General features: G+C 68.6%; 23 protein-coding genes. 21 read left to right on the top strand and 2 right to left on the bottom strand.

The genetic code is table 11. The annotated features are described in order from the left end of the window. Positions 1-154: 154 nt before the first annotated feature. The 19 genes from ftsH (at position 155) to BRW65_RS03655 (ending at position 18,226) form a co-directional block, all read left to right on the top strand. Positions 155-2,563 carry an ATP-dependent zinc metalloprotease FtsH gene (ftsH, locus tag BRW65_RS03745; protein ID WP_073871417.1) on the top strand — a complete coding sequence of 803 codons (2,409 nt, stop codon included), beginning with the start codon at positions 155-157 and terminating at the stop codon, positions 2,561-2,563. A 15-nt stretch (positions 2,564-2,578) separates the two neighbouring features. Further along, positions 2,579-3,193: a GTP cyclohydrolase I FolE gene (gene folE / locus BRW65_RS03740; RefSeq protein ID WP_073871415.1), complete on the top strand. Its 615-nt coding sequence runs from the start codon at positions 2,579-2,581 to the stop codon at positions 3,191-3,193. Between the two features lie 19 nt (positions 3,194-3,212). Then, positions 3,213-4,046 (top strand): dihydropteroate synthase, encoded by an 834-nt coding sequence (gene folP, locus BRW65_RS03735; RefSeq protein ID WP_073871739.1) that lies wholly within the window; start codon positions 3,213-3,215, stop codon positions 4,044-4,046. Next, positions 4,039-4,440: a dihydroneopterin aldolase gene (gene folB, locus BRW65_RS03730; protein WP_073871413.1), complete on the top strand. Its 402-nt coding sequence runs from the start codon at positions 4,039-4,041 to the stop codon at positions 4,438-4,440. Before folP ends, folB begins: the two co-directional genes overlap by 8 nt. Continuing rightward, complete coding sequence (gene folK, locus BRW65_RS03725) at positions 4,437-4,970, top strand: 2-amino-4-hydroxy-6-hydroxymethyldihydropteridine diphosphokinase (RefSeq protein ID WP_073871411.1); 534 nt, start codon at positions 4,437-4,439, stop codon at positions 4,968-4,970. Before folB ends, folK begins: the two co-directional genes overlap by 4 nt. Beyond that, positions 4,970-5,446: a DUF3180 domain-containing protein gene (locus tag BRW65_RS03720; RefSeq protein WP_073871409.1), complete on the top strand. Its 477-nt coding sequence runs from the start codon at positions 4,970-4,972 to the stop codon at positions 5,444-5,446. Before folK ends, BRW65_RS03720 begins: the two co-directional genes overlap by 1 nt. An 86-nt stretch (positions 5,447-5,532) precedes the next feature. Beyond that, a complete protein-coding gene (locus tag BRW65_RS03715; RefSeq protein ID WP_073871407.1) occupies positions 5,533-6,918 on the top strand; it encodes a DUF6779 domain-containing protein in 1,386 nt (461 codons plus the stop codon). 127 nt (positions 6,919-7,045) lie between these two features. Continuing rightward, positions 7,046-7,957 carry a Rossmann-like and DUF2520 domain-containing protein gene (locus BRW65_RS03710; protein WP_073871405.1) on the top strand — a complete coding sequence of 304 codons (912 nt, stop codon included), beginning with the start codon at positions 7,046-7,048 and terminating at the stop codon, positions 7,955-7,957. Continuing rightward, positions 7,954-8,892 (top strand): pantoate--beta-alanine ligase, encoded by a 939-nt coding sequence (gene panC / locus BRW65_RS03705; RefSeq protein ID WP_073871403.1) that lies wholly within the window; start codon positions 7,954-7,956, stop codon positions 8,890-8,892. Before BRW65_RS03710 ends, panC begins: the two co-directional genes overlap by 4 nt. After that, positions 8,892-9,311: an aspartate 1-decarboxylase gene (panD, locus tag BRW65_RS03700; protein ID WP_073871401.1), complete on the top strand. Its 420-nt coding sequence runs from the start codon at positions 8,892-8,894 to the stop codon at positions 9,309-9,311. The genes panC and panD overlap by 1 nt, the downstream gene beginning before the upstream one ends. Positions 9,312-9,313: 2 nt before the next feature. Then, a complete protein-coding gene (locus tag BRW65_RS03695) occupies positions 9,314-10,129 on the top strand; it encodes a type III pantothenate kinase (protein WP_073871399.1) in 816 nt (271 codons plus the stop codon). Positions 10,130-10,248: 119 nt separating this feature from the next. Then, positions 10,249-11,760, top strand: coding sequence for a lysine--tRNA ligase (gene lysS / locus BRW65_RS03690; RefSeq protein ID WP_073871397.1), 1,512 nt, complete (start codon positions 10,249-10,251; stop codon positions 11,758-11,760). 124 nt (positions 11,761-11,884) lie between these two features. After that, positions 11,885-12,223 carry a histone-like nucleoid-structuring protein Lsr2 gene (lsr2, locus tag BRW65_RS03685; protein ID WP_003875617.1) on the top strand — a complete coding sequence of 113 codons (339 nt, stop codon included), beginning with the start codon at positions 11,885-11,887 and terminating at the stop codon, positions 12,221-12,223. Between the two features lie 316 nt (positions 12,224-12,539). After that, the gene (clpC1, locus tag BRW65_RS03680; RefSeq protein WP_073871395.1) at positions 12,540-15,074 is read left to right on the top strand and encodes an ATP-dependent protease ATP-binding subunit ClpC; all 2,535 of its coding nucleotides are present in this window, start codon (positions 12,540-12,542) and stop codon (positions 15,072-15,074) included. A gap of 78 nt (positions 15,075-15,152) precedes the next feature. Next, positions 15,153-15,533 carry a YbjQ family protein gene (locus tag BRW65_RS03675; protein ID WP_067268786.1) on the top strand — a complete coding sequence of 127 codons (381 nt, stop codon included), beginning with the start codon at positions 15,153-15,155 and terminating at the stop codon, positions 15,531-15,533. 139 nt (positions 15,534-15,672) lie between these two features. Continuing rightward, a complete protein-coding gene (locus BRW65_RS03670; RefSeq protein WP_073871737.1) occupies positions 15,673-15,882 on the top strand; it encodes a CbtB domain-containing protein in 210 nt (69 codons plus the stop codon). Between the two features lie 4 nt (positions 15,883-15,886). After that, positions 15,887-16,663: a CbtA family protein gene (locus BRW65_RS03665; RefSeq protein WP_073871393.1), complete on the top strand. Its 777-nt coding sequence runs from the start codon at positions 15,887-15,889 to the stop codon at positions 16,661-16,663. Continuing rightward, the gene (locus BRW65_RS03660; RefSeq protein ID WP_073871392.1) at positions 16,660-17,190 is read left to right on the top strand and encodes a histidine phosphatase family protein; all 531 of its coding nucleotides are present in this window, start codon (positions 16,660-16,662) and stop codon (positions 17,188-17,190) included. The genes BRW65_RS03665 and BRW65_RS03660 overlap by 4 nt, the downstream gene beginning before the upstream one ends. Before the next feature lie 46 nt (positions 17,191-17,236). Then, positions 17,237-18,226, top strand: a complete 990-nt coding sequence (locus BRW65_RS03655) for an alpha/beta fold hydrolase (RefSeq protein ID WP_244167976.1) — start codon at positions 17,237-17,239, stop codon at positions 18,224-18,226. A 14-nt stretch (positions 18,227-18,240) separates the two neighbouring features. On the opposite strand, the gene BRW65_RS03650 is transcribed toward BRW65_RS03655, so the two are convergent. After that, on the bottom strand, positions 18,241-19,605 hold the full coding sequence (locus BRW65_RS03650) for a serine hydrolase (protein WP_073871391.1): 1,365 nt from the start codon (positions 19,603-19,605) through the stop codon (positions 18,241-18,243). Then, entirely contained in the window at positions 19,580-19,900 is a 321-nt protein-coding gene (mhuD, locus tag BRW65_RS03645; protein ID WP_068076877.1) for a mycobilin-forming heme oxygenase MhuD, read from the bottom strand. The genes BRW65_RS03650 and mhuD overlap by 26 nt, the downstream gene beginning before the upstream one ends. Positions 19,901-19,963: 63 nt before the next feature. Here mhuD and BRW65_RS03640 point away from each other — a divergent pair, with 63 nt between their 5' ends. After that, on the top strand, positions 19,964-20,734 hold the full coding sequence (locus tag BRW65_RS03640) for an alpha/beta fold hydrolase (RefSeq protein WP_073871390.1): 771 nt from the start codon (positions 19,964-19,966) through the stop codon (positions 20,732-20,734). Positions 20,735-20,830: 96 nt separating this feature from the next. After that, entirely contained in the window at positions 20,831-21,169 is a 339-nt protein-coding gene (locus tag BRW65_RS03635) for a lsr2/espR transcriptional regulator (protein WP_139272868.1), read from the top strand. Positions 21,170-21,174 lie beyond the last annotated feature (5 nt).

Genomic DNA, 21,174 nt, shown 5'->3' with positions numbered 1-21,174 from the left:
GCTCTGCCGGGGCTGGCGATCGCCACGGTGCAAAACGGTGGCGACCCGCTGCGCCCCGGCTCTGCCGGGGCTGGCGATCGCCACGAGCGGTAACCTGGACTTTTCCAGCTGCGTGAATATCGGGGAAGGACCTGGCCAGCAAGGCCGATGATTGATGAACCGGAAAAACGTTATCCGCACCATCACGGCGATTGCCGTCGTGGTGCTGCTCGGTTGGTCGTTCTTCTATTTCAGCGACGACACCCGCGGCTATAAGCCCGTCGACACGTCGGTGGCGGTGGCCCAGATCAACGGCGACAACGTCAAGAGCGCCCAGATCGACGACCGCGAGCAGCAGCTGCGGCTGACCCTGAAGAAGGGCAACAACGACACCGAGAATTCCGACAAGGTCATCACGAAATACCCGAGCGGGTACGCGGTCGACCTGTTCAACGCGCTCAGCGCCAAGAATGCGAAGGTCAGCACGGTCGTCAACCAGGGCAGCATCCTGGGCGAGCTGCTGGTCTACGTGTTGCCGCTGCTGTTGCTGGTGGGCCTGTTCGTGATGTTCTCCCGCATGCAGGGCGGGGCCCGAATGGGCTTCGGGTTCGGCAAATCGCGAGCCAAGCTGCTCAACAAGGACATGCCCAAGACCACGTTCGCCGACGTCGCCGGCGTCGACGAGGCGGTCGAAGAGCTCTACGAGATCAAGGACTTCCTGCAGAACCCCGGCCGCTATCAGGCACTGGGGGCCAAGATCCCCAAGGGCGTGCTGCTCTACGGCCCGCCGGGGACGGGTAAGACGCTGCTGGCCCGCGCCGTCGCCGGTGAGGCCGGAGTCCCGTTCTTCACCATCTCCGGCTCCGACTTCGTCGAGATGTTCGTCGGTGTCGGCGCATCGCGGGTACGCGACCTGTTCGAACAGGCCAAGCAGAACAACCCGTGCATCATCTTCGTCGACGAGATCGACGCGGTGGGCCGCCAGCGCGGCGCCGGCCTCGGCGGCGGTCACGACGAACGCGAGCAGACGCTGAACCAGCTGCTGGTCGAAATGGACGGCTTCGACCCACGCGCCGGTGTCATCCTCATCGCGGCCACCAACCGGCCCGACATCCTGGACCCGGCGCTGCTCCGGCCCGGCCGCTTCGACCGGCAGATCCCGGTGTCCAACCCCGACCTGGCGGGCCGGCGGGCCGTCCTGCAGGTGCATTCCAAGGGCAAGCCCATCGCCCCGGACGCCGACCTCGACGGGCTGGCCAAGCGCACGGTCGGCATGACCGGCGCCGACCTGGCCAACGTCATCAACGAGGCCGCGCTGCTGACCGCCCGGGAGAACGGCACCGTCATCACCAGCGCCGCGCTCGAAGAGGCGGTGGACCGGGTGATCGGCGGCCCGCGCCGCAAGGGCCGGATCATCAGCGAGCAGGAAAAGAAGATCACCGCCTACCACGAGGGCGGGCACACCCTCGCCGCCTGGGCGATGCCGGACATCGAGCCGATCTACAAGGTGACCATCCTGGCGCGCGGGCGTACCGGCGGGCACGCGGTCGCGGTGCCCGAGGAGGACAAGGGCCTGCGGACCCGCTCGGAGATGATCGCGCAACTCGTGTTCGCGATGGGCGGGCGTGCCGCCGAGGAACTGGTGTTCCGGGAGCCGACGACGGGCGCGGTGTCCGACATCGAGCAGGCCACCAAGGTGGCCCGCGCCATGGTCACCGAATTCGGGATGAGTTCCAAGCTGGGCGCGGTCAAGTACGGCACCGAACACGGCGACCCCTTCCTGGGCCGCACCATGGGGACGCAGGCCGACTACTCCCACGAGGTCGCCCGCGACATCGACGACGAGGTCCGCAAACTGATCGAGGCGGCCCACACCGAGGCGTGGGAGATCCTCACCGAATACCGCGACGTGCTCGACACCTTGGCCGGCGAGCTGCTGGAGAAGGAGACGCTGCACCGCGCCGAGCTGGAGGGCATCTTCGCCGACGTCGAAAAGCGGCCCCGGCTCACCATGTTCGACGATTTCGGTGGCCGCATCCCGTCGGACAAGCCGCCGATCAAGACACCCGGCGAGCTGGCGATGGAGCGTGGCGAGCCGTGGCCGCCGCCGGTCCCCGAGCCGGCGTTCAAGGCGGCCATCGCGCGGGCCAGTCAGGCCGCTGCGGCCGCGGGAGCGGACGCCGACCGAAACAACAACGGCGGCAACGGTTCTCAGGGCTCTCATGGATCCGGCCATCGTCCGGGCGCGCCGCACGCCCCCACCCAGCCGGATTACGGTGCGCCGGCCGGCTGGCACGCGCCGGGATGGCCGCCCCAGGACCAGCAGCCGAATTACTGGTATCCGCCGCCGCAGGCCCCACAGCAGCCGTACTGGCCTCAGCCGGCGGGGCACTACCCGGGCTATCCGGGTCAGCAAGGCCACCCGGGCCAGCAGGCCCACCCCGGTCAGCATGGTCAGGCGCAGCCCCCTTACCCGCCGTATCCGCCCTACCCGCCGCCGAGTCTGCCCGACCCCGACGGGGCAAGGTCTCCCGACCAGCAGGACGACGACGTAAGCCGGTCCAACCCGCCCGCTCACGGCTGACGAACGGAGGATTCGATGGCAGTAACCGGTTTTGGCCCGGACACCGCCTCTGCATCGACCCGGGTGTTCGACCAGGACCGCGCCGAGGCTGCGGTCCGCGAGTTGCTGTACGCCATCGGCGAGGACCCGGACCGGCACGGCCTGCGGGAGACGCCGGCCCGCGTCGCGCGCGCCTACCGCGAAATGTTCGCCGGTCTCTACACCGACCCCGACAGCGTGTTGAACACCATGTTCGACGAAGAACACGACGAACTGGTGCTGGTCAAGGAGATCCCGCTGTACTCCACCTGCGAACACCATTTGGTGTCGTTCCACGGGGTCGCCCATGTCGGGTACATCCCCGGCGCCGACGGACGTGTCACCGGGCTGTCCAAGATCGCCCGATTGGTCGACCTTTACGCCAAGCGCCCGCAGGTGCAGGAACGACTGACCAGCCAGATCGCCGACGCCCTGATGAAAAAGCTCAACCCGCGCGGGGTCATCGTCGTGATCGAGGCCGAGCACCTGTGCATGGCCATGCGGGGCGTTCGCAAGCCCGGCGCGACCACCACCACCTCGGCGGTGCGCGGGCAGTTCAAATCCAACGCTGCGTCTCGAGCCGAAGCGCTCGACCTCATCCTGCGTAAGTGAGCCGGCGCCTGTGCGGGTGATGGGAGTCGTGAACGTCACTGACGACTCGTTCTCCGATGGCGGCCGCTATCTCGACACCGGCAACGCCGTGGCGCACGGGGTGGCGCTGGCCGCCGAGGGTGCCGACATCGTCGACGTCGGGGGCGAGTCGACCCGGCCCGGCGCCACCCGGATCGACGCCCAGATCGAGACCTCCCGCGTGATCCCCGTCGTCAAAGAGCTTGTGGCAGAGGGTCTTACGGTGAGCATCGACACCATGCACGCCGATGTCGCACGCGCGGCGCTGCAGAACGGCGCGCGGATCGTCAACGACGTGTCGGGCGGGCGAGCCGATGCCGCGATGGCGCCGCTGCTGGCCGACGCGGGCGTGCCGTGGGTGCTGATGCATTGGCGCTCGGTGTCCGCCGAGCGCCCGCACGCGGCCCCCCACTACGGCGACGTGGTGGCCGAAGTGCGCGCCGAGCTGCTCGGCAGCGTCGACGCCGCGGTGGCCGCGGGCGTCGACCCCGCCAAGCTGGTGATCGACCCCGGACTCGGGTTCGCCAAGACGGCTCAACACAATTGGGCGCTGCTGCGCGCGTTGCCGCAGTTGGTGGCGACCGGAATCCCCGTGCTGCTGGGCGCATCACGCAAACGGTTCCTCGGTACGTTGTTAGCCGGGCCGGATGGCTCGCCGCGACCGCCCGCCGGCCGCGAGACGGCGACCGCGGTGATCTCGGCGTTGGCGGCGCTGAACGGGGCGTGGGGCGTTCGCGTTCACGACGTGCGGGCCACGGTCGACGCCCTCAGGGTGGTGGGGGCGTGGACGCAGACCGAAACGCAGCGGACCGAGCTGGCTGGAGACGATGGCTGATCGAATCGAATTGCGGGGGTTGACGATTCGTGGGCGACACGGAGTTTTCGATCACGAGCGCGCCGACGGGCAGGACTTCGTCATCGATATGACGGTGTGGATCGACCTCGCGGAGGCCGCCGCCAGCGACGAGCTGGCCGATACCTACGACTACGGCCGCCTGGCCGAACTGGCGGCCGACATCGTGGCCGGGCCGCCGCGAAACCTGATCGAATCGGTCGGGGGTGAGATCGCCGACCGGGTGATGCAAGACGAGCGCGTGCATGCCGTCGAGGTGGTGGTGCACAAGCCGCAGGCTCCGCTCCCGCAGCAGTTCGCCGACGTCGCGGTGGTGGTGCGGCGGTCGCGGCGCGGCGGCCGCGGCGCGGTGATCCCGGCGGAGCGGCGCCTATGACTTGGGTGGTCCTCTCCATCGGCTCCAACCTGGGCGACCGCCTGGCCCGTCTGCAGTCCGTCGTCGACGGGTTGGGCGAGACGGTGCTCGCGGTGTCCCCGGTCTACGAGACCGACCCCTGGGGCCGGGTCGACCAGGCGCCCTTCCTCAACGCGGTGCTGATCGCCAACGACCCGGCGTGCGACGGGCAGTGCTGGTTGCGCCGGGCCCAGGACTTCGAGCGTGCCGCGGGCCGCGTACGCGGCGAGCGCTGGGGCCCGCGAACCCTCGACGTCGACCTGATCGCCTGCTACGGCGACGCGGAGGTGATCTCCCGCGAGAACAACCTGACGTTGCCGCACCCACTGGCCCACTTGCGGGCCTTCGTGATGATCCCCTGGCTCGCCATCGACCCCGATGCCCAGTTGACCGTCGCCGGCGAGTCCCAGCGGGTCTCGGGCCTGCTCGCCCAGCTGGACCCCGCCGACCGGGAAAGCGTCCGGTTGACCGACCTGAAGCTGCACCGGGCCGGCGGGAAACCGGAAAACTGATGGGACCGACCAGGAAACGTGACCTGACGGCCGCGGTGGTCGCCGCCGCGGTGGTGGGCTATTTGCTGGTCAACGGCCTCTACCGGTGGTTTCCGCCGATCACGGTATGGACCGGCCTGTCGTTGCTGGCGGTCGCCGTCGCCGAAGCCCTGTGGGCGCGCTACGTGCGGACGAAAATCAACGAAGGCGAAATCGGCGTCGGCCCCGGCTGGCTGCACCCGCTCGCGGTGGCGCGCAGCCTGATGGTCGCCAAGGCGTCGGCCTGGGTAGGCGCGCTGATGCTGGGCTGGTGGGTCGGCATCCTGGTGTATTTCCTGCCGCGACGATCCTGGCTGCGGGCGGCCGCCGAGGACACGACCGGCACCGTGGTCGCGGCGGCCAGCGCGCTGGCGCTGCTCCTCGCCGCGCTGTGGCTGCAACATTGCTGCAAGTCGCCGCCGGACCAGACCGAGCACGGTGAGGGCGCCGAAAATTAGGCCCGTTGTGACCCGGCCAACACCAGCGTGAGAATCGCCGGACTAGGGCGACACGCGGATTGACCTCGCGCAGGTACAGTCAGGCCATGACCGTTCTGTCCCGCGGCGCCCGCGTTCGGCGCGGCGGCCGCAGGCCGGGTTGGGTGCTCTTGACCGCGTTGCTGGTCCTTGCGATGGGGGCCAGTTCCGCATTGGTTTTCACCAATCGGGTGGAACTCCTCAAGCTCGCTGTAATCCTGGCCCTGTGGGCCGCAGTTGCCGGCGCCTTCGTCTCGGTGCTGTATCGCCGCCAGAGCGACGCCGATCAGTCCCGCGTCCGCGACCTGAAGCTGGTGTACGACTTGCAGCTGGATCGGGAAATCTCGGCCCGCCGGGAGTACGAGCTGACGGTCGAGTCCCAGCTGCGCCGGGAGCTGGCGTCCGAGCTGCGCGCGCAGGCCGCAGACGACCTCGCCGAGCTGCGGGCGGAGCTGAGCGCGCTGCGGACCAGCCTGGAAATCCTGTTCGACACCGACCTCGCCCAGCGCCCGGCGCTGGGGACTCCGGAGACCGAGGCGGCACCCGAGCGCGCGTACAGCGAGTGGGACCGCAACGGCGAGACCCCGCGCGACGCGCCCTACGACTGGGTCGCGAGCGACCGGGTCACCTCCGTCCCTGCGGAGAGCCCGCCGGGACGCGCCGACGAAACGGCGATCATCGACGTGCCCGAGGAGCCGTTGTTGCCGCCCCGGCAGGCCCAGAGCCAGCCGCAAGCCCGCCGCGACCGGATCCCCTACCAGTACGAACCGCCGCAGCAGCCGCCACCCCCGGCCCCACCGCAGCCGTCGTACAGCGCCGCACCGCCCGAGCCCGAGCCGCGCTTCGAACCTCGTCAGCCGCCGCCGGCGCCACAGCCGGAGCCGCAGGTGCAAGGTTGGCAGCCCGCGGGCGCGTCCGGACTGTGGTTGCCGCCCGGCGCGCCGGGCAGCAACTGGGCCGGCGCCGACCAGTCCGCCACGCCGGCGCAGGAGACGTCGGGCCGGCGGCGACGCGCCCGGCACTCCGAACCGGACGAGGCCTGGGCCCCACGGGACGAGTCGGCGCCCCCGCCGCCGTACGGGGAACCGGGACGTAGAGCGCGGTCGCGCCACTCGGCCGAGTACCGCGACTACGGCGCCCGCACCTTCGCGCCGGAGCCCCCGAGCGAGCCGACGTTCGCGCCCGGCCCCATTCCCGCGGCGGCCACGCCCCCACCTCCCTCGCCACCGCAGTCGCCGTCACCCCACACCGAAGCGGAGCCGCCACCGCCGCGGCTCGCCCCGCCGCCACCTCCGGAGCACGCGCCCCGGCACGGCGGCGCCGACCCGCTGGCGCAGGGCCCGGAGAGCCCGGGCGAAGGCCCTCCGACCGGCGGCCAGTCGGTTGCCGAGCTGCTGGCGCGGCTGCAGGTCCAGCCGTCGGAAGGCGGCCGGCGGCGGCGCCGCGACGGCTGAGCTGGGAGCTTCCTCACATCTGGCTTGCATTGGTCGGGGCCTGCTAATCGACTACAGTTTGAGTGACCGAACGGTACCCACGCGGTGGGACCGGAACGAACGAAAGAAATCTGTGAGGTCGTCTGCGATGGGGCAGCTCGACGGTTTGCGCCCGGCCAGGCTCAAGGTGGGAGTCATCTCGGCCGGCCGGGTGGGCACCGCGCTCGGCGTCGCGCTCGAGCGCGCCGACCACGTCGTGGTCGCGTGCAGCGCCATCTCCCACGCGTCGCGCCAGCGGGCCCAGCGTCGGCTGCCCGACACCCCGGTCGTGCCGCCGCCGGACGTGGCCGCCGACGCCGAGTTGCTGTTGCTGGCGGTTCCCGACAGCGAGCTGGCCGGCCTGGTGTCCGGGCTGGCCGCGACGTCGTCGGTGCGGCCGGGCACGATCGTCGCCCACACCTCCGGCGCCAATGGCGTCGGCATTCTCGCGCCGCTGACCCGGGACGGTTGCATTCCGCTGGCGATTCACCCGGCGATGACATTCACCGGCTCCGATGAGGACATCAACCGGCTGCCGGACACCTGCTTCGGCATCACCGCTGCCGACGAGGTGGGCTATGCGATCGGGCAGTCGCTCGTCCTCGAGATGGGCGGCGAGCCGTTCTGCGTGCGTGAGGAAGCGCGGGTGCTCTACCACGCCGCCCTGGCGCACGCGGGCAACCACCTGGTGACGGTCCTCGCCGACGCGCTCGAGGCGCTGCGGTCCGCGCTGCGCGGCAGCGAACTGCTCGGGCAACAGTCCGTCGATGACCAGCCGGGCGGCATCGCCGAACGCATCGTCGGGCCGCTGGCGCGGGCGGCGCTGGAGAACACCCTGCAACGCGGGCAGGCCGCGCTCACCGGTCCGGTCGCACGCGGTGACGCGGCCGCGCTCGCCGGGCACCTGGCCGCGCTGAACCAGGTCGACCCCCAGCTCGCGCAGGCGTACCGCGTGAACGCCCTGCGGACCGCCCGGCGCGCCCACGCTCCCGCCGACGTCCTCGAGGTGCTGGCGGGATGAGACCGGGCAAGCCACCCGCCTTCAAGGCCGGCGAACTCAACGTCTACTCGCGTCCGCGCGACGTCACCGACGTCTCCCGCGCGCTGCGCCACACCGGCCGACGGGTGATGCTGGTGCCCACCATGGGCGCCCTGCACGACGGCCACCTCGCACTGGTGCGCGCCGCCAAGAGGGTGCCCGGCTCGGTGGTCGCCGTGTCGATCTTCGTCAACCCGCTCCAGTTCGGTGCCGGGGAAGACCTCGACGCCTACCCTCGGACCCTCGACGACGATGTGGCGCTGCTGCGCGGCGAGGGCGTCGAAATCGTGTTCGCGCCGACGGCCGCGGAGATGTACCCCGACGGCCTGCGCACCACCGTGCAGCCCGGCCCGCTGGCCGCCGACCTCGAAGGCGGCCAGCGACCGACCCACTTCGCCGGTGTGCTGACGGTGGTGTGCAAGCTGCTGCAGATCGTGCGCCCGGACCGAGTGTTCTTCGGCGAGAAGGACTATCAGCAGCTGGTGCTCATCCGGCAGCTGGTCGCCGACCTGAACATCGACGTCACCGTGGTGGGCGTGCCCACCATTCGCGAGGCCGACGGGCTGGCCATGTCGTCGCGCAACCGCTACCTCGATCCGGCGCAGCGCGAGGCGGCCGTGGCGGTGTCGGCGGCGTTGACGGCCGCGGCGCACGCCGCCGATGGCGGGCCGCAGGCCGCGCTGGACGCGGCGCGCGCGGTGCTCGAGGCGGTGCCCGAGCTCACGGTCGACTACCTCGAGTTGCGCGATCAAGAGCTGGGCCCGTTGCGGGCCAACCGATCCGGCCGGCTGCTCGTGGCCGTCCGGCTGGGCAGCACCCGGCTGCTGGACAACATCGCGATCGAGATCGAAACTTCGCCGGCACCCGTGGGGCCGGACGGATATCGGGACCCCCGTGAATCATCTTGGAGGAATTGATGTTACGGACCATGCTCAAGTCGAAGATCCACCGCGCCACCGTGACGCAGGCCGATCTGCACTACGTCGGCTCGGTGACCATCGACGCCGATCTGATGGACGCCGCTGACCTGCTGGAGGGCGAGCAGGTGACCATCGTGGACATCGACAACGGTGCCCGCCTGGTCACCTACGCGATCACCGGCGAGCGAGGCAGTGGAGTGATCGGGATCAACGGCGCCGCCGCCCATCTCGTGCACCCCGGTGATCTGGTGATCCTGATCGCATACGGGACGATGGAAGACGCGGAGGCGCGGTCCTACCGGCCGCGAATAGTGTTCGTCGACGCCGACAACAAGCCGATCGACCTGGGCCACGATCCGGCCTTCGTTCCCGAGGACGCCGCCGAGCTCCTCGACCCCCGAATCACTGTGCGGTAGCCGTGCTGCTGGCGATCGACGTCCGTAACACCCACACCGTCGTGGGGCTGATCTCCGGGTCCAAGGAGCACGCAAAGGTCGTGCAGCAGTGGCGGATTCGGACCGAGTCCGAGGTCACCGCGGACGAGCTGGCCCTGACCATCGACGGCCTGATCGGCGACGACTCCGAGCGGCTCACCGGCGCCGCCGCGCTATCCACCGTTCCGTCGGTGCTGCACGAGGTGCGGATCATGCTGGACCAGTACTGGCCGTCGGTGCCGAACGTGCTGATCGAGCCCGGCGTGCGCACCGGCATCCCGCTGCTCGTCGACAACCCGAAAGAAGTGGGCGCCGACCGAATCGTCAACTGCCTGGCCGCCTTTCACCGCTTCCAAAGCGCCGCGATCGTCATCGACTTCGGTTCCTCGATCTGTGTGGACGTCGTGTCGGCCAAGGGTGAATTCCTCGGAGGCGCGATCGCGCCAGGCGTGCAGGTCTCTTCGGACGCCGCCGCGGCCCGCTCGGCCGCGCTACGCCGGGTGGAGCTGTCCCGCCCCCGTTCGGTGGTGGGCAAGAACACCGTCGAATGCATGCAGGCCGGTGCGGTATTCGGCTTCGCCGGGCTGGTCGACGGCCTGGTCGGACGGATCCGCGAGGACGTGGAGGGCTTCGCCGGCGACGACGTGGCCGTGGTGGCGACGGGACATACGGCACCGTTGCTGCTGCCCGAACTGCACACCACCAGCCATTACGACCAGCATCTGACCCTGCACGGCCTGCGGCTGGTCTTCGAACGCAACCGGGACGTCCAGCGCGGCCGGTTGAAGACCGCGCGCTGAGTTTTCGCCGCCGAGCTGGCCCCAGTGGTCATGGCCGCGACCGGAACCACGACCGTGCCGGCAATCCCGGCGGGCCGCCAGTAAGAGCCGCCCCGCGAGGTCATTTAAGCTGGCACGTCGTGAGTGACGCCAGCGAGGATGCAGCAGCAGACCTGCCCGAGCAGTTCCGCATCCGCCGGGACAAGCGCGCTCGCTTGTTGGCGGAGGGCCGTGAGCCCTATCCGGTCGCCATCGAACGCACCCACACCCTGGCGCAGGTGCGCGCCGACCACCCCGACCTGCCGGTCGACACCGCGACCGACGACGTCGTCGGCGTCGCCGGCCGGGTGATCTTCGCGCGCAACTCCGGGAAATTGTGCTTCGCGACGCTGCAGGAGGGTGACGGCACCACGCTGCAGGTGATGCTCAGCCTCGACAAGGTGGGCTCCGAATCGCTGGACGCGTGGAAGGCCGACGTCGACCTCGGTGACATCGTCTACGTGCACGGCAACGTGATCAGCTCACGGCGCGGCGAATTGTCCGTGCTCGCCGATTCGTGGCAGATGGCCGCGAAGTCGTTGCGGCCGCTGCCCGTGGCCCACAAGGAGATGAGCGAAGAGGCGCGGGTGCGGCAGCGCTACGTCGACCTGATCGTCCGTCCCCAGGCCCGCACGGTGGCGCGGCAGCGGATCGCCGTGGTCCGCGCGATCCGCAACTCGCTCGAACGCCGGGGGTTTCTCGAAGTCGAAACGCCTATGTTGCAGACGTTGGCGGGCGGGGCGGCGGCGCGGCCGTTCGTGACGCATTCCAATGCTCTGGACATCGATCTGTACCTGCGGATCGCACCGGAACTGTTCCTCAAGCGCTGCATCGTCGGTGGTTTCGACAAGGTCTTCGAAGTAAATCGAGTGTTCCGAAACGAAGGCGCGGATTCGACGCATTCTCCGGAATTTTCCATGCTCGAGACCTACCAGGCCTACGGAACCTATGACGATTCGGCAGTCGTCACGCGTGAGCTTATTCAAGAGGTCGCCGATGAGGCGATCGGAACCAGACAACTGCCGCTGCCCGACGGGAGTGTCTACGACATAGACGGAGAATGGGCGTCGATTGAAATGTACCCGTCGCTGTCCGCGGCGCTCGGCGAAGAGGTCACCCCCGAGACGCCGGCGGAGCGGCTGTGGGCCATCGCGGATCGGCTGCAGCTCGAGATTCCCCGTGACCGGGGCTACGGGCACGGCAAGCTCGTCGAGGAACTGTGGGAGCACACCGTCGGAAACACGCTGACGGCGCCCACCTTCGTGCGGGACTTTCCCGTGGAGACAACGCCTTTGACGCGTCAGCACCGCAGCATCCCGGGAGTGACCGAGAAGTGGGACCTCTACGTGCGTGGGGTTGAATTGGCCACCGGGTATTCCGAGTTGAACGACCCCATCGTTCAGCGGGAAAGATTCGCCGCCCAGGCCCGCGCGGCGGCGGCGGGCGACGACGAGGCCATGGCGCTCGACGAAGACTTTCTTGCCGCCCTCGAGTATGCGATGCCGCCGTGCACGGGAACGGGAATGGGTATCGATCGGTTGTTGATGACTTTGACTGGACTGTCAATTCGCGAGACAGTTTTGTTCCCGATTGTTCGGCCGCACTCCACTTGAAAAGCGCAACTGTGCGCCTTGCCGTCGGATTGAGTATGCTGCCTTGTTATGGCAGATTGGTGACCCGGGGAGGCTCACCCAAACTGCTCGGCAACTGCTCAGGACGAAATGCGAGGATAAGCTAATGGCGAAAAAAGTGACCGTCACCTTGGTCGATGATTTCGACGGTGCCGGCGCAGCGGACGAAACGGTCGAATTCGGCCTTGACGGGGTGACGTATGAGATTGACCTTTCGTCCAAGAATGCCGCAAAACTCCGCAACGACCTGAAGCAGTGGGTGGAGGCCGGTCGCCGGGTCGGTGGTCGGCGGCGCGGGCGGTCCGGCTCCGGCCGCGGCCGCGGCGCGATCGACCGCGAGCAGAGCGCCGCGATCCGCGAATGGGCCCGCCGCAACGGGCACAACGTCTCGACGCGCGGCCGCATCCCGGCCGACGTCATCGACGCGTTCCACGCGGCGACCTGACAAACCTCTGACCGGCGCCCCGGGCTGCACCGGCCCGGGCGCCGGTTTGTCATTTCGCTGGCGGCGAAAGGGTCGTCGGGGAGAGCAGGAAACGAATTGGGAGCCGGCCACGTTGGTTCGGTTACGGCGCTGTAATCACAGGGGAAATCGCTCGATGGGGCCCGGCGGGTCTTGAACAGCAAGGAACCGCAAGGTTATGCCCCCTGGCAGGCCGACCATTACAGTGGATGGCAGGTATGAGACTCCGGCCCCAACGGGGACCGGTGGGCCACGCAGAGGCCAAGTACCGATGGTGAGGGAGAGCAGGTAGCCACCGATGTTTGAACGATTTACCGACCGTGCCCGCAGGGTCGTCGTCCTGGCGCAAGAAGAGGCCCGGATGCTCAACCACAACTACATCGGCACCGAGCACATCCTGTTGGGTCTGATTCACGAGGGCGAGGGCGTCGCGGCGAAGTCGCTGGAGTCGCTGGGGATCTCGCTCGAAGGCGTTCGCAGCCAGGTCGAGGAGATCATCGGCCAGGGCCAACAGGCGCCGTCGGGGCACATCCCGTTCACCCCGCGCGCCAAGAAGGTTCTCGAGCTGAGCCTGCGTGAGGCGCTGCAGCTCGGCCACAACTACATCGGTACCGAGCACATCCTGCTCGGACTCATCCGTGAGGGTGAGGGCGTCGCCGCCCAGGTGTTGGTGAAGCTGGGCGCCGAACTGACGCGGGTGCGCCAGCAGGTCATCCAGCTGCTGAGCGGCTACCAGGGCAAGGAGGCCGCGGAGGCCGGCACCGGTGGCCGTGGCGGTGAGTCGGGCAGCCCGTCCACCTCGCTGGTGCTCGACCAGTTCGGGCGCAACCTGACGGCCGCCGCGATGGAGGGCAAGCTCGACCCGGTCATCGGCCGCGAGAAGGAAATCGAGCGCGTCATGCAGGTGCTGAGCCGGCGCACCAAGAACAACCCGGTGCTGATCGGCGAGCCCGGCGTCGGCAAGACCGCCGTCGTCGAGGGCCTGGCGCAGGCCATCGTGCACGGCCAGGTTCCGGAGACGCTGAAGGACAAGCAGCTCTACACGCTTGACCTCGGTTCGCTGGTGGCCGGCTCGCGCTACCGCGGTGACTTCGAGGAGCGCCTGAAGAAGGTGCTCAAGGAGATCAACACCCGCGGCGACATCATTCTGTTCATCGACGAGCTGCACACCCTGGTGGGTGCGGGCGCCGCCGAGGGCGCGATCGACGCCGCGTCGATCCTGAAGCCCAAGCTGGCGCGCGGCGAGCTGCAGACCATCGGCGCCACCACGCTCGACGAGTACCGCAAGTACATCGAGAAGGACGCCGCGCTGGAGCGCCGCTTCCAGCCGGTGCAGGTGGGGGAGCCGACGGTGGAGCACACCATCGAGATCCTCAAGGGGCTGCGCGACCGCTACGAGGCGCACCACCGGGTGTCGATCACCGACTCCGCGCTGGTGGCCGCCGCCACCCTGGCCGACCGCTACATCAACGACCGGTTCCTGCCGGACAAGGCGATCGACCTGATCGACGAGGCGGGCGCGCGGATGCGGATCCGACGGATGACCGCGCCGCCAGACCTGCGCGAGTTCGACGAGAAGATCGCCGACGCCCGGCGGGAGAAGGAATCGGCGATCGACGCCCAGGACTTCGAGAAGGCCGCCAGCCTGCGTGACCGGGAGAAGACCCTGGTCGCCCAGCGGGCCGAGCGGGAAAAGCAGTGGCGCTCGGGCGATCTCGACGTGGTCGCCGAGGTCGACGACGAGCAGATCGCCGAGGTGCTGGGCAACTGGACCGGCATCCCGGTGTTCAAGCTCACCGAGGCCGAGACCACCCGCCTGCTGCGCATGGAGGACGAGCTGCACAAGCGGATCATCGGCCAGGAGGACGCCGTCAAGGCCGTCTCGAAGGCGATCCGCCGTACGCGCGCCGGGTTGAAGGACCCCAAGCGCCCGTCGGGTTCGTTCATCTTTGCCGGCCCATCCGGTGTCGGTAAGACCGAGCTGTCCAAGGCGCTGGCCAACTTCCTGTTCGGCGACGACGACGCGCTCATCCAGATCGACATGGGCGAGTTCCACGACCGGTTCACCGCGTCGCGGCTGTTCGGTGCCCCGCCCGGATACGTCGGCTACGAAGAGGGCGGCCAGCTCACCGAGAAGGTGCGGCGCAAGCCGTTCTCCGTGGTGCTGTTCGACGAGATCGAGAAGGCGCACCAGGAGATCTACAACAGCCTGTTGCAGGTCCTCGAGGACGGTCGGCTCACCGACGGTCAGGGCCGCACGGTGGACTTCAAGAACACCGTGCTGATCTTCACCTCGAACCTCGGTACGTCGGACATCAGCAAGCCGGTCGGCCTGGGCTTCACCCAGGGTGGCGGTGAGAACAACTACGAGCGGATGAAGCAGAAGGTCAACGACGAGCTGAAGAAGCACTTCCGCCCGGAGTTCCTCAACCGCATCGACGACATCATCGTCTTCCACCAGCTGACCAAGGACGAGATCATCCGGATGGTCGATCTCATGATCGCCCGCGTCGCCGGCCAGCTCAAGGCCAAGGACATGGCCCTGGAGCTGACCGACAAGGCCAAGGCCTTGCTGGCCAAGCGAGGCTTCGACCCGGTGCTGGGTGCCCGCCCGTTGCGGCGCACCATCCAGCGCGAGATCGAGGACCAGCTGTCCGAGAAGATCCTCTTCGAGGAGGTCGGACCGGGACAGGTCGTCACGGTCGACGTCGACAACTGGGACGGCGAGAGCGCCGGCGAGGACGCGGTGTTCACCTTCACCGGGACCCGCAAGCCGCCGGCCGAGCCGGACCTGGCGAAGGCCGGAGCGCACGCGGCGCCGGAAACGCCCTAGCACGACAGCAAACGGGTGGTTAGTCTCTGACCGGACTAACCACCCGTTTTGCTGTGCTGAGAGCGAAGGGGCCCGCCCGTGCTGATCGTCACCACCAACGACCTTCCCGGCTGGGAGATCCAGCGGGTCTGCGGCGAGGTCTTCGGCCTGACCGTCCGGTCGCGCAACGCGTTCTCCCAGATGGGCGCGGGGTTCAAGGCGATGTTCGGCGGCGAGCTGGCCGGCATGACCAAGAACCTGGCCGAGAGCCGCAACGAGGCGATGGGGCGGCTGATCACCGAGGCGCGCAATCGTGGCGGCAACGCGATCGTCGCGATGCGGTTCGACACGACCGAAATCGGCGATGTCTGGACCGAGATCTGCGCCTACGGCACGGCGGTTCAGGCGACCCCGGTCACCGAGGCCGCGAAATACACGGCGAGCCAGCTGGGCTACGGCTCCCCGCCGCCGCAGCATTGACCGCCGGTTTACACTGACTCTCGTCCTGACGGGCAACGGAATCTGGTGAAATTCCAGAACGGTCGCGCCACTGTCGATAGTCAGACCCATGGCCCGTCATCAGCAGCGGGGACGCGGATATCCCCGGAAGGAGTCGATCGTGCCGAATCTTGAGACGACCCGCACCCGAGCGGTGGATCTGTCGGCGGCCAGCGCCGCGGTCTGGTTGGCGGCAACCGCCTTCCTGGCGCTGTTGGCGCTGTACTTCGTCGGCATCGACCAGGGCGCGGTGTCGCTGTTCGGCAGCGATTCGCACGTGCACGAATTCGTGCACGACGCCCGGCACCTGCTCGGCTTCCCCTGCCACTGATCGCGTGGAGAAGCGTCTGATCGGACGCGGCTTGCTGGCCGGTGCAATCGGCGCGGTGTTGGCGTTCGCCTTCGCCCGTCTGTGCGCCGAGCCGGTGATCGGCCGCGCGATCGCCTTCGAGGACGGCCGGATCGACGCCGAGAACGCGCATGGTGTGCACGAGCACGGCGCCGAGTTGTTCAGTCGCGGGGTGCAGTCGAACGCCGGGTTGGGTTTCGGTTTGCTCATTTTCGGTGTGGCGATGGGCGCGCTGTTCAGCGTCCTGTTCTGTGTGATCGCCGTGCGCGTGAGAAGCGTTGGGCCACAAGCGCTTTCGCTGCTCCTGGCCGCGGGTGCTTTCGTCGCGCTGTACCTGGTGCCGTTCGTGAAGTATCCGCCGAACCCACCGGCGGTGGGCCAGGCCGACACGATCGGGGCCCGCACAGGCTGGTACCTGGTGATGGTGCTGGCCTCGGTGGTGCTGACCATCGCGGCCGGGTGGCTGGGGCGGTTGCTGGCGGCCCGCCTCGGTGCGTGGAACGGCTGGCTGCTCGCCGCGGGGGGTTACGTCGCGGCGGTTGCGGTGCTTTCGGTGTTGCTGCCCGACGTGGATGAGACCCCCGGACCGCTGCGCGACGCGTCGGGCGCGATCATCTATCCGGGCTTTCCCGCCGACGTCCTCTACGATTTCAGGCTGCTGTCGTTGGCGGCGCAGTTGGTGCTGTGGGTGACCATCGGCGTGGTGTTCGCGACGCTCGCCGGGCGGTTGCTGGAGGAGCGCGCGCCGAGCGTCAACGCGTGACCGGTGTCCTGCGGCTGACGATGGTGTCGCACGCGATGACCGACGCCATGGCTTGCGCGCGATTTCCGCTCGACGAACCGCTCAGCGACGTCGGACGTGGACAGGTGAAAAAGGTTGGCTTCAAACCCAAGAGGCACCTCGCCGCGCCCGAGCGGCGCGCATGTGAAACCGCGGAGCTGCTGGGCCTGGCGGCCAGCGTCGAGCCCCGGTTGGCCGACATCGATTGCGGGACATGGCGCGGACAAGCGCAGGAGACAATCGACCCGCGGGACCTCGAGGCGTGGCTGACCGATCCGGGCCGCGCGCCGCACGGTGGTGAGTCGATCGTCGCCCTGATCGAACGGGTGGCGGGATGGCTGCAGTCGGTGAACCAGCCGACCGTGGCGGTGACGCATCCAGCCGTCATCCGGGCGGCGATCCTGCTCGCCTTGGCCGCACCGCCGGAATCGTTCTGGCGCATCGACATTGCCCCCGTCAGTCATACCGTCATGCATCTGCGCGACGGCCGTTGGACGCTGCGGCTGTGAGATGCTCGGTGTCGAACCTCCCAAATCCATCGACGGAGAAGCGCCAGTGGCCACACGCACCCTAACGAAGCCGGTCGGCGCCGTAACGCTGTTCGGGCTACTCGCCCTGGCCGCTCGCTATGCCGCCCTTTCGGTCGTCGCCCGGATCGAGAACAACCCCGATCCCTACCCTCGTGAGCGCCTCGCCGCCGAACAGCCCGGCGAGCAGCACTTCATCAGCCGCGCAGACGGAACCGTGCTGCGCGCCGTCACCGCCGGCGCGGGTCCCGCGGTCGTTTTCGCCCACGGCTACAGCGGCACGCTCGGGGAGTGGAACATCGTCTGGGATCAGCTGGTGGCCCGAGGCTACCGCCTCATTGCCTTCGATCAACGAGGCCACGGTAGCTCCACGCTTGGTTCGGCGGGCGCGGGGTCGGCGCCCATGGCCGAAGACTATGCGGCGGTCCTGCAGCACTTCGGCGTTGAGGACGGCGTACTGGTCGCCCACTCCATGGGCGGCTTCATCGCGGTCCGCGCGGTGCTCGACCACGAGGACGTCGCCGGCCGGTTGCGGGGGTTGGTGCTATTCGCGACGTGGGCGGGCCGGATTAACGACGGAGCGCCGCAGAACAGGCTGCAGATCCCGCTGATGGAGTCGGGGCTCATGGGTTGGCTGGTACGAACGCGGGTCGGCGGGGTGCTTTTCGGTGCCGCGCAATGCGGGAAAAACCCCTCGCCGGCAATGATTTCGGTGTTCATCGAGTTCTTCGACAGACACATGCGCGAGCATGGGCCCCTGACGCCGATCCTGCGGGCGTTCGGGCGTGAGGATCGTTACCCCCGCCTGGGGGAGATTTCGATTCCGACAGTCGTCATGGTCGGTTCAGCCGATCGCAGCACCCCGCCGATTCACTCCCGACGTCTCGCCGCCGGGATACCCGGCGCACGGCTGGTCACGGTGCCGGACGCCGGCCACCTGCTGAATTGGGAGGGCGCCGACGCGCTCGTCGCTGTTGTGGGATCGCTGTCCCCTGGATCGCAAGTCGGCCAGCGGTGACTGGAGGGTAGCGCTCAGCGCGGTGCGATCAGCGCGAACGCCTGCTTGGCCACCTGCAGCATCCACCAGGTCACGTTGGGCCCGTGGTCGCGCGGCCAGTTGAGTTGAAAGCTGACCACGTACGGCTGCCGCGTCTTGTCGACGGCGTACCAGCTGAAGGTCAGGTCACCGGGCAGGCCACCGGCTTTCGCGCCGATGTAAGGCCAGACGTCACGGTCCAGCGGGATGCCCGACACCGCCGAGAGGATCTGCCTGACCGGTGCGGCCGCGCCGACGGCGTCGGCCTGCAGGGCCGTGTGGATGCGGCAGATGTCCTCCGAGTTGCCGTACCACTCCGCGCCGTACGACGACGCCGGCGTGTGGGCGCGCGTCGGATCCGGTTCGTAGGGAGTCGCATTCGCCTGGGCCAGCAGCTGGGCGCGGACTTGCGGCGATCCGTGCTGCCACTGCGTGCGCAGGTCCGGCTTGCCCCAGCCGACCGAGAACAGCTCGTACATCGTCGGGAACGGCGTCATGCTGGCCGGATCGTGGTGGCCGGCCGTGACGAGCGCCTGCTCGATCGCGTGGGTGCCCAGCTTGTCGATCAGCAGGTCGGTGGCCATGTTGTCACTGGTCGCGATCATCTTCTCGGCGGCCGTTCGGACCGAAACCTGCGCCCCGGCGGGCAAAGCCAAGCCGGACGAGCCCACCGCGCGGCTCTTGTCGGTGACGGTCAGCTGATCGTCCCAGGAGACCGTTCCGTCCTTGATGGCACCCGCCAGCGCGTGCAACACGTACAACTTGAAAATCGAAGCCAGCGGCAAGGATTCGGCGGTGTTGGTTCCCGCCACGGGGTCGCAGTGCCCGTTGTCGACCTTGGCGACCTGATAGGAATAGCGGGCCCCCGTCTTGCTCAACACCGCGTCGATGTCGTGCCACGAATCGATCTTCGGCGCCTGCGTTTCGAGGTCGAACCGATCGACCCACCCGCCGTCGTCGGTGTGGATCCGGATGTCTTGGCGCGCACCGTAGGAGGACGTCAGGTGCAAGGTGGCCACGCTGGCCCGCAGATCCACGCCGTCGAGGGTGAACGGGCGGTCCCACCACAGCCCCTCCATGGTGGTCTGCACCGATTTGACCATGTCGGGCGAGGCGAGCGTGCCGACGCCGACCGGGCCGATCGGCCAGTCGGAATTGAGCATGTCGAGCGTCTGCTGCGCGCGGATGCCGGGCGGCGTCCGCACGTCGATCTGCCGGCCGGGATTGGCCGCGTTCGCCTGCGGTGAGGGGGAGGAGGTGCAACCGGGGGCGAACGTGACTACCAGCGCGGCGGCGGCACTCAACGCTACCGCGCGGCGCCGGGCCGAGAACCCGCTAGCCAGCCTGCTTGTTGCCGGCAACGTCCATCACAACCTCGAATTCCAGCAGCGACGCCCCGGTCGCCACCGGGTTGGCCCGCTCGCCCGCGTGCGCCTGGATGGCGGGCCCTTGCGCCCATGCCTGAAATGCCTCTTCGGACTCCCACTGCGTGACGACGAAGTAGCGGTTCTCGCCCTTGATCGGGCGCAGCAGCTGAAACCCGAGGAAGCCGGGCTGGTTGTCGACCGCGTGCGCACGGTGTGCGAACCGCTTCTCCAGCTCGGGGCCGGCGTCGGCGGGTACTTCGATTGCGTTGATCTTCACCACTGGCGACATGCCGCTAGGCTACCCCTTCGCCCGGCCTGTCCAACTGCAGGGCGGGGCACGCAGGATGGTGACATGGCCGGTGATCTGCTGACTCGCCGCGGCGGGCAAGGCGAGCCGTTGGTGCTGGTGCACGGCCTGATGGGGCGGGGCACCACGTGGTCGCGGCAGCTGCCGTGGCTGACCCGGCTGGGCGCGGTATACACCTACGACGCCTTGTGGCATCGGGGCCGCGGCGTCGACGACCCGCACCCGATCAGCACGGAGCGGTTCGTGGCCGACCTGGCCGACGCGGTGAGCGCGCTCGAGACGCCCGCCACGCTGATCGGGCATTCGATGGGCGCCCTGCACTCGTGGTGTCTGGCCGCCCAGCGTCCGGAGCTGGTTTCCGCGCTGGTGCTCGAGGACATGGCGCCGGACTTCCGCGGGCGCACCACCGGTCCGTGGGAGCCGTGGCTGCACGCCCTGCCGGTCGAATTCGATTCCGCGCGGCGGGTATTCGACGAGTTCGGTCCCGTCGCCGGGCAGTATTTCTTAGAGGCCTTCGACCGCACCGCCACCGGCTGGCGCCTGCATGGGCACACCGCGCGCTGGATCGAGATCGCCGCCGAATGGGGCACCCGCGACTACTGGGAGCAATGGCGGGCGGTGCGCGCCCCGGCGCTGCTCATCGAGGCCGGCAACTCGGTCACCCCGCCGGGGCAGATGCGAGAAATGACCGAAATAGGCGCTGCAGCAAGTTATTTGCATGTGCCAGACGCCGGTCATCTGGTTCACGACGAAGCGCCGCGGGTGTATCGCGACGCCGTCGAAACGTTCGTCGCGACGGTGCGCGCCATCGACTGAGTCCCCAGCCGAACCGCCCGGGATGAGAAACGCAGCACCATCTGATAAATTGTTCAATTGCTCATTCCTAGGAAGTTTGTAGTTTTCAGGAGACCGATCGTGACGAAGCCGCTGTACAAGCTCAAGGCGGAGTTCTTCAAGACGCTGGGGCACCCGGCGCGGATCAGGATCCTGGAACTGCTGGTGACGGGCGACAAATCGGTCGCCGAACTGCTGCCGGAGGTGGGGCTCGAGGCGTCGAACCTGTCGCAGCAACTGGGTGTGCTGCGGCGGGCGGGCGTCGTCGACGCGCTGCGCGACGGCAACACGATGATCTACTCGATCGCCTCCCCGGACATCGCCGAGCTGCTGATGGTGGCGCGCAAGGTGCTCACCGGCGTGCTCAGCGACCGCGTGGCGATGCTGGAAGGCCTGCGCGCCGGCGGTGCGGAGTAGCGTCC

The organism is Mycobacterium paraffinicum, from assembly GCF_001907675.1.
Classification (GTDB): domain Bacteria; phylum Actinomycetota; class Actinomycetes; order Mycobacteriales; family Mycobacteriaceae; genus Mycobacterium; species Mycobacterium paraffinicum_A.
This window is presented reverse-complemented; position numbering and strand designations above follow the sequence as displayed.

Excerpts from the sequence above, each read along its gene's own strand:
- ftsH (WP_073871417.1), top strand. The coding sequence starts at position 155 with ATGAACCGGAAAAACGTTATCCGCACCATCACGGCGATTGCCGTCGTG.
- folE (WP_073871415.1), top strand. The coding sequence starts at position 2,579 with ATGGCAGTAACCGGTTTTGGCCCGGACACCGCCTCTGCATCGACCCGG.
- folP (WP_073871739.1), top strand. The coding sequence starts at position 3,213 with ATGGGAGTCGTGAACGTCACTGACGACTCGTTCTCCGATGGCGGCCGC.
- folB (WP_073871413.1), top strand. The coding sequence starts at position 4,039 with ATGGCTGATCGAATCGAATTGCGGGGGTTGACGATTCGTGGGCGACAC.
- folK (WP_073871411.1), top strand. The coding sequence starts at position 4,437 with ATGACTTGGGTGGTCCTCTCCATCGGCTCCAACCTGGGCGACCGCCTG.
- BRW65_RS03720 (WP_073871409.1), top strand. The coding sequence starts at position 4,970 with ATGGGACCGACCAGGAAACGTGACCTGACGGCCGCGGTGGTCGCCGCC.
- BRW65_RS03715 (WP_073871407.1), top strand. The coding sequence starts at position 5,533 with ATGACCGTTCTGTCCCGCGGCGCCCGCGTTCGGCGCGGCGGCCGCAGG.
- BRW65_RS03710 (WP_073871405.1), top strand. The coding sequence starts at position 7,046 with ATGGGGCAGCTCGACGGTTTGCGCCCGGCCAGGCTCAAGGTGGGAGTC.
- panC (WP_073871403.1), top strand. The coding sequence starts at position 7,954 with ATGAGACCGGGCAAGCCACCCGCCTTCAAGGCCGGCGAACTCAACGTC.
- panD (WP_073871401.1), top strand. The coding sequence starts at position 8,892 with ATGTTACGGACCATGCTCAAGTCGAAGATCCACCGCGCCACCGTGACG.
- lsr2 (WP_003875617.1), top strand. The coding sequence starts at position 11,885 with ATGGCGAAAAAAGTGACCGTCACCTTGGTCGATGATTTCGACGGTGCC.
- clpC1 (WP_073871395.1), top strand. The coding sequence starts at position 12,540 with ATGTTTGAACGATTTACCGACCGTGCCCGCAGGGTCGTCGTCCTGGCG.
- mhuD (WP_068076877.1), bottom strand. The coding sequence starts at position 19,900 with ATGTCGCCAGTGGTGAAGATCAACGCAATCGAAGTACCCGCCGACGCC.
- BRW65_RS03640 (WP_073871390.1), top strand. The coding sequence starts at position 19,964 with ATGGCCGGTGATCTGCTGACTCGCCGCGGCGGGCAAGGCGAGCCGTTG.